The 7014-nt window shown below is 42.6% G+C and carries 7 protein-coding genes; 5 read left to right on the top strand and 2 right to left on the bottom strand.

Annotated features, from left to right (window positions below):
* The first annotated feature begins 130 nt into the window (after positions 1-130).
* Genes EI164_RS13645 through EI164_RS13655 form a run of 3 tightly spaced genes read left to right on the top strand, consistent with a single transcriptional unit; the run spans position 131 to position 3685 of the window.
* Positions 131-1120, top strand: coding sequence for a TAXI family TRAP transporter solute-binding subunit (locus EI164_RS13645; RefSeq protein ID WP_192520479.1), 990 nt, complete (start codon positions 131-133; stop codon positions 1118-1120).
* A gap of 17 nt (positions 1121-1137) precedes the next feature.
* Positions 1138-1680, top strand: coding sequence for a DUF1850 domain-containing protein (locus EI164_RS13650; RefSeq protein ID WP_192520480.1), 543 nt, complete (start codon positions 1138-1140; stop codon positions 1678-1680).
* Positions 1655-3685 (top strand): TRAP transporter permease, encoded by a 2031-nt coding sequence (locus EI164_RS13655; protein ID WP_192520481.1) that lies wholly within the window; start codon positions 1655-1657, stop codon positions 3683-3685. Before EI164_RS13650 ends, EI164_RS13655 begins: the two co-directional genes overlap by 26 nt.
* 316 nt (positions 3686-4001) lie before the next feature.
* Here EI164_RS13655 and EI164_RS13660 read toward each other — a convergent pair whose 3' ends face one another.
* Positions 4002-4997: a LysR substrate-binding domain-containing protein gene (locus EI164_RS13660; protein ID WP_192520482.1), complete on the bottom strand. Its 996-nt coding sequence runs from the start codon at positions 4995-4997 to the stop codon at positions 4002-4004.
* A gap of 104 nt (positions 4998-5101) precedes the next feature.
* Between EI164_RS13660 and EI164_RS13665 the strand changes: the two genes are divergently transcribed.
* Both EI164_RS13665 and EI164_RS13670 read left to right on the top strand, forming a co-directional pair.
* A complete protein-coding gene (locus EI164_RS13665) occupies positions 5102-5548 on the top strand; it encodes a VOC family protein (protein ID WP_192520483.1) in 447 nt (148 codons plus the stop codon).
* On the top strand, positions 5535-6128 hold the full coding sequence (locus EI164_RS13670) for a glutathione S-transferase family protein (protein WP_192520484.1): 594 nt from the start codon (positions 5535-5537) through the stop codon (positions 6126-6128). Before EI164_RS13665 ends, EI164_RS13670 begins: the two co-directional genes overlap by 14 nt.
* A gap of 88 nt (positions 6129-6216) precedes the next feature.
* On the opposite strand, the gene EI164_RS13675 is transcribed toward EI164_RS13670, so the two are convergent.
* Positions 6217-6966, bottom strand: coding sequence for a sulfite exporter TauE/SafE family protein (locus EI164_RS13675; protein WP_318779552.1), 750 nt, complete (start codon positions 6964-6966; stop codon positions 6217-6219).
* Positions 6967-7014: the final 48 nt, after the last annotated feature.

Raw genomic sequence — 7014 nt, forward strand, 5'->3', positions numbered from 1 at the left:
TTCTCGCTTGTGTCTTTATCTGGCTGCCGCTGATTTGAATTCTATACAGCCCCTATTAAAAGATTACGTATCTGTGAAAAAAATAATAGCTTTTGTAAGTAAAGCTACTCTATATTCAAACGAGGGAAACATGAAATCTACTATTAAAGCATCTTTTCTTGGACTAGTTGTTGCTACTAGCATGTCGCTTGTGGCTTGTTCGGATGATGCTTCAGTCTCCAGCACGGAAGCTGCCGACCAACTTGATACTAAATTTGCTACGCTTGCGACCGGTGGTGCGTCAGGTCCTTATAATATTATTGGAACCTCACTTACTGAAGCTTACAATACGACTTATGGTGTTAACTCTAAAACCCAAACCACCGGAGCCTCGGTCGAAAACATCAACTTACTCAACCAAGAAAAAGTTGAAATGGCCTTTCTGATGAGCGACGTATTAAGTGATGCTATCAAAGGTGAGAACAACTTCAGCAGTCCTATCACGAATGTTCAGCAGATCGCCACTCTATACCCCAATTACGTACAGGTTGTTACCTCGCAGGATTCAGGCATTGAGAGCTTCGAAGATTTACGCGGTAAGCGTATCGCCGTGGGTGCACAGAACTCTGGTGTAGAAGTTAACGCTCGCAACTTACTTAATGGCTTTGACATGACCTACGATGATGTCGAAGTTGATTACTTGGGATATGCAGAAGCAGCAGACGCCTTGAAATCGGGTAAGCTTGACGCGGCGTTTTTAACCAGTGGTTTACCGAACTCTTCACTGATGGAGTTAGAGCAAGGCTTCGATTTACAGATAGTAAGTATTAGCCCTGAAAATATAGCAAGAATTGCACAAGATCAGTCCTACTTCATTGCTAAAGAAATTCCTGCAGGTACTTACGGCAACGAAACTGCCATACCTACCGCTGCTATCATGAATGCGTTTGTAGTACGTTCAGACTTATCAGAAGATGATGGTTACAAACTGACCAAAACTTTCTTTGAGAGTATGGACAAACTAAAAACTGCGCATCAGTCTGCAGGTGGTATTAGCTTAGAAACCGCACAACAAGGTATGGTCGCCCCGATACATCCTGGTGCCCAGAAGTACTACGATGAGCAAGCCGCAAGCCAATAAGCTTGGATAAATCATAGATGAGCAATCATAAAAACCAGTACAGCGTAGAGCGCGGTACTGGTTTATTTATGGTCGTAACATTCGTGATATTGCTGATCATCATCGGTAGTGGCTGGGTCTTGCGTCAGCAGGTAACTGTATTGAGCTTTAATCAGGAATCCTGCTACATCGAAGAAAGTTCTTTTGATATTAAATGGTTACACTCTGTAGAAAAGCAGTGGTGGATAGAGCGTTATCAAGTCCGATCTGATGATTTTTTACTAACCGATACTTATATGCAAACTTTTGGCGCAGGAACTCCATCAACTGAGACAATCGTATCCAACAACAGTAAAGATTATCCAAACTATATTCAATACCGTATCCAAACATCCCTACCCTATCTAAACTGGATGGTATCTCATAACATCAAAGCACACGTGATTATAACAAACGGCATCTTACCTGTTTACAACTGGGTTGATGACTATACTACTATTTATTTTGTTCCCAAAAAGCTGTCCTTATGGCAGTTACTACTTCAGGAGTCCTGCTATGAGCACGCCTATAGCACCAAGTGATAAGGAAGACTTATCGGCTGATTCTGCGAACCCTTCTGCAGAAAAACAGCAAGAAATTTTGGAAAAATTCGATAAAGAATCCATCACTCGTAAGCTTAGCAACAAAAAATTGGGCTGGTTGTTGTCAGCACTCGCTATTGCTTATGCGCTATTTCACTTATATATCACCTTTAATCCGATGCCTGCATTACTCCAACGCTCCGTTCACGTAGGCGTAGGTTTTGCTCTCATTTTTATGATTTATCCTGCGGCCAAAGGTTCCTCTCGTCAACGAGTCGCTTGGTATGATTGGATTTTGTTTTTCATGTCTTTATCAGGTGTAGCCTACCTACTGATAGAGTATCAAAATATCGTTACCGTCCGCGGTGGCATACCTAATCAGTGGGATATATTATTTTCAATCATTACTGTCTTGTGTGTATTGGAAGGTACGCGGCGTATCACGGGCTTTATTCTGCCTTTGTTTGCTCTGGTGTTCTTGGCTTATCCCTTCTTTAGTCACTTAGGTTTCATGCCAGATCGCCTGCTCACGCGACCTTACGATGTGGGTGATATTTTTGGTCAGCTATATCTCAAAACAGAGGGTCTATACTCTACAGCCATCGGTGCTTCTGTTACTTTTATCTTTTTGTTTATCTTATTTGGTGCGTTTTTATCACGATCAGGTATGGGACAGCTATTTAACGACTTAGCATTGGCGCTCGCAGGACATAAACAGGGTGGGCCTGCAAAAGTAGCGGTCATCTCCAGCGGTTTCATGGGTAGTATCAATGGTGCAGCGGTTGCCAACGTAGTAGGTACTGGTGCATTTACTATCCCTTTAATGAAGCGAGTCGGCTATCATAAAAACTTTGCTGGTGCCGTAGAGGCAAGTGCTTCGGTTGGTGGTCAGGTTTTGCCGCCGATCATGGGGGCGAGCGCTTTCATTATGGCGGAGACCACAGGGGTCAAATACAGCACGATTGCGCTTGCAGCCCTATTGCCAGCGGTTCTTTATTATTTAGGCGTCATCGCTCAAGTACACTTTCGTGCAGGTCGACGTGATCTCAAAGGTATTGCTAAAGATAGCTTGCCTGAGCTGAAAGAAGTGTTAAAAGCCCGTGGGCATATGCTATTGCCGATTGTTTTCTTAGTATACCTGTTGGCTGAATCGGTTCCGGTTGGCTTTGCAGCAGCTTACACGATTGGTTTTACCATTGTCATGAGTATGCTTCGCAAAGAGACGCGGATGAGCTTTCAGGATGTACTGGGCGCACTAGAATCTGGTACTCGTCAATCTTTAGCTGTCATGGCAGCCTGTGCGGTAGTAGGTATCATCATTGGCGTGGTGAGTCTAACCAGCTTTGGCACAGTGATGACTTCATCTATCGTTACACTAGGAGCAGGATCGTTATTACTCACGCTAATCCTAACCATGATCGCCTCAATGGTACTAGGCATGGGCTTGCCATCTATTCCCGCGTACATTATTACTGCAACCATGGCAGCACCGGCTTTGGCTGGTTTTGATATTCCTATCTTAGCGGCGCATATGTTTGTCTTCTATTTTGGTATCTTTGCCAATATCACCCCACCTGTATGTTTGGCTGCCTTTGCAGGCGCTGGTATCTCTGGTGGTGATCCTATGAAGACAGGGTTTCAGTCGCTGAAACTGGCATTAGCCGGATTCATTGTTCCCTTTATGTTCATCTACAACCCAACAATGCTGATGATAGATCCGACAGGATTGGCAGTGACTGCTAAAGAGTTCCCACTACCACCAGTCATGGATATTATTGTTGTCGTGATCACCTCGGTTACGGGCGTTATTGCGCTTAGTTCTGCGCTTGAAGGTTTCTTCAAAGGGGTGATGAGCCCGATAGCTCGTGTCATACTAGCGGTCGGTGCATTACTCTTGATTTATCCTGAGCTGATGACAGATTTAGCAGGTGGTATCATCGTATTAGTCGTTGCCGCATGGAATATAAAATCCAACAAAACAGCTGTCGCATCGGCAAGTATCTAAAAAATGAACCACATATCGTGCTTTACTGACGGTATGTTAAAGAGAGACTATTAACAACAGTCTCTCTTTCATGTCTTATATAGTCAAAGTATTTTTAAATCGCTACAGTGCTACTGGGATAAATGTTTCGCAACCTCTGTGAATACAGCACACAAGCAAAATGTGTGTCAGTAGCACGATAATACGATCGTATCGGTTTTATACTTCTTCTACTATAGTCAAAGAATTCTAAAATAGGTACAAGGCAGCCGACTGCAGATTGTGCAAGCAGTACACCTAAGAAGGATAACGCCGTAGCTGTTTAGTAATTCGCTGACTATTTTATTAGTTCAGCAAGACTATTGATTGGATAGGAGATATCTTTCTTATGAGTATTTCTACAACCAATGACCAACCATTTAGCAGCTGATAGCTCACCAATGCTATTGGTAAGTGCTGGTACTATAAATTCTAAAAAAACCTTCATTTTCTGTGGCAAATACTTTCGAGTCTTATGCAGCAAGTGTATTGGAACTGCATCAGGTTCAAACTCATTTAATATGATTTTTAGATCGCCATTATCTATAAAACGCTTTACTTGATAATGTAATTGCTGCGTGATACCCACGCTCTTTACAGCAGCCTTAACAGCAGAATCGCTATCATTAACCATCAGTCTAGGAAATATATCTATGTGTACTGTTGACTCAGAGTTTGGGAGATTGTAACGCCAGTGAGGAGTCGTCTTTGCCGTGTTGAGCAATATACAAGAGCGTTGAGTTAAGTCGTAAGGTGACGCTAGTTCTGGCTGTTTCAACAGGAACTGCTGACTTGCACAGGTCACAACTCGCATCGTTCCTACTTGGGTGCCTATCATCGTACTATCTGGCAACGTGCCTATTCTAATGGCCATGTCTACGTCATCTTCGAACAAATCCACATTCCTATCCGATAATAAAAGCTGCACGTTTATATTTGGATATAAAGATAAGAACTCAATAACAATGGGTAGCACATGCAACCTTCCAAACATAATGGGCGCTGTTATCACCAAATCGCCTTTTGGTTCTAAGTACTCCCCCTTTGCCCTACCCTCTGCCTCTTCGACCTGCTCCAATATTCTTTTACAAGATTCTATATAGGCACTTCCAGAGTCTGTCAAAGATAACTTTCTGGTGGTTCTATGCAATAAACGAACGCCCAGTTGGTTTTCCAGTTCAGCTATCTTTCTACTTAGAGTTGGCAATGGCACGTTCAATTCCTTGCTGGCTGTAGAAAAACTGCCAACCTCCACCACTTTTATAAACATAGACATTGCTTGCAGTCGGTCCATAACTGTCTCATTTATTGAAAATATCATTATCAAAATTACAGTATTATCTTTTAAATGGCAAAGTGTCATAGTGGATATATCAACATTGATATAGGAAACACCTTATGAGCAATGTAACTCATAAAAACTTACAGGTTGCGCTTGCCTACGATCATGTTGGCATTAGAGTCAGTAATAGACGCGAAGCTATTACGTTCTATGAGCGTCTTGGGTTCAAAGAAACCTATCGCATCCCTAAAGGTGAAGCAAACGAAATGATCACACCAGCAGGTGTAAGAATTAATCTTATTTTTAATGCAGCAAAGATAAAAAACAGAAAAAACCTTTTACTCGATGAAGTGATTAAAAAACCCGGTATGACACATCCGGCATTCATTATTGATGGTATAAATGAGCTTCAAAGCTGGCTTTTTGCAGAAGGAATAGAAGTTACGGAAGGTCCGAAAAATTTAGGGTCAAGAAGGATCGCTTTGTTTATCCGTGATCCAGATGGAAATGTACTAGAATTTAATCAACTACTATCTGAGGGAAAAAACCATGAAACTATATGATTTAGAGCTATCTGGAAACTGTTATAAAGTAAGGCTGTTTGCCTCACTGATCGACATACCTTTAGACATCGTGCCTATTGATTTTATGCAAGGTGAACATAAAAAAGAAGCCATGCTGAAACTCAATCCGTGGGGAGAAATCCCAGTTTTAGAAGATGGCTCTGTCATATTAAGAGATGCACAAGCCATACTGGTGTACCTAGCCAACAAGTATGGTGGTGAAGCGTGGTGGCCTAGCGAAGCACATCTGCAAGCTGATGTGATGCAGTGGTTGTCTGTTGCTTCTAATGAGATACAGCACGGACCTAACGTAGCACGTTTGATCAAAAAATTCGGTTTTGAAGGTGATTTAACGCAATCTTTAGAGCGTTCGTATAAGATACTAGCATTGATTGACGATCATCTTGCTCACCATAATTGGCTGGCAGCTAGCCGTCCTACTATTGCTGACTGCGCAGTTTATCCGTATATTTCAATTGCACACGAAGGAGAGGTTGCTATAGACAGCTATAGCAATATTAAGGCATGGATGAATCGCCTAGAGCAGTTGCCAGGTTATGTATCTATGCCTGGTAACTAATGATAATAGCCGGGAGCTAAGCCATTAAAAATAAAGGTCACGAACCAATGCTGTTCGTGACCTTTATCTCTGACACCGCTACCAATACTTAACGCAGCGCTTTATAAAGAAAATAGAAACCCACAACGACCAACAGTACGGCAAAGCATTTCTTTAAGATTTGTGGTGACAGTATATGAGCTACCTTGGCGCCTATCTTTGCCGTAAAAAAGCTCATGATACTAATGCCCAAAAAGGCATAGACGTGGACAAAGCCAATCGTATTAGGCACATCTACTTGCTGCTTCATTCCAAAAAACATAAACCCTAACGCACCGGCAATCGCGATGGGTAGACCACACGCCGCCGAAGTACCAACCGCTTTTTGCATCACTACACCGTAACGAGTAAGGTAAGGTACGGTTAAGCTGCCACCGCCGATGCCGAAAATGGCAGAAGCAACACCAATAACCCCGCCTGCTGCCAATTGCTTAGGTTTTGAAGGCAGCGTTGAGTCAACCGCCGAATCCGTATTGCTAGCACTATTCATGTTTGCAGCGACTTTCTTTTTGCCACCCTTAAACATCTTGTAGGCGACCCACAGCAAAAACACACCAACAATAAGCTGAAGATATAACCCAGATATCTGCCCTGCTATCCCTGCCCCTAAAAAGCACCCTATCGCTAAACCGGGTGCTAGGTTTTTGAAGACAGGCCACATGACGGCGCCTTTTTTATTGTGCGCCATTAACGAGCTGATAGACGTCACAATAATAGTCGCAAGTGACGTACCTAACGCCAAATGCATAATATTGTCAGGACTATAACCCATCTGAGTAAAGACAATAAATATTGACATACTCCCACCACTTTCGCAAAGCTCAAGTGGGGGATTCTAAAAGCAAAT

Origin of the sequence: Psychrobacter sp. FME13, from assembly GCF_014861395.1 — a bacterium.
GTDB lineage: Bacteria > Pseudomonadota > Gammaproteobacteria > Pseudomonadales > Moraxellaceae > Psychrobacter.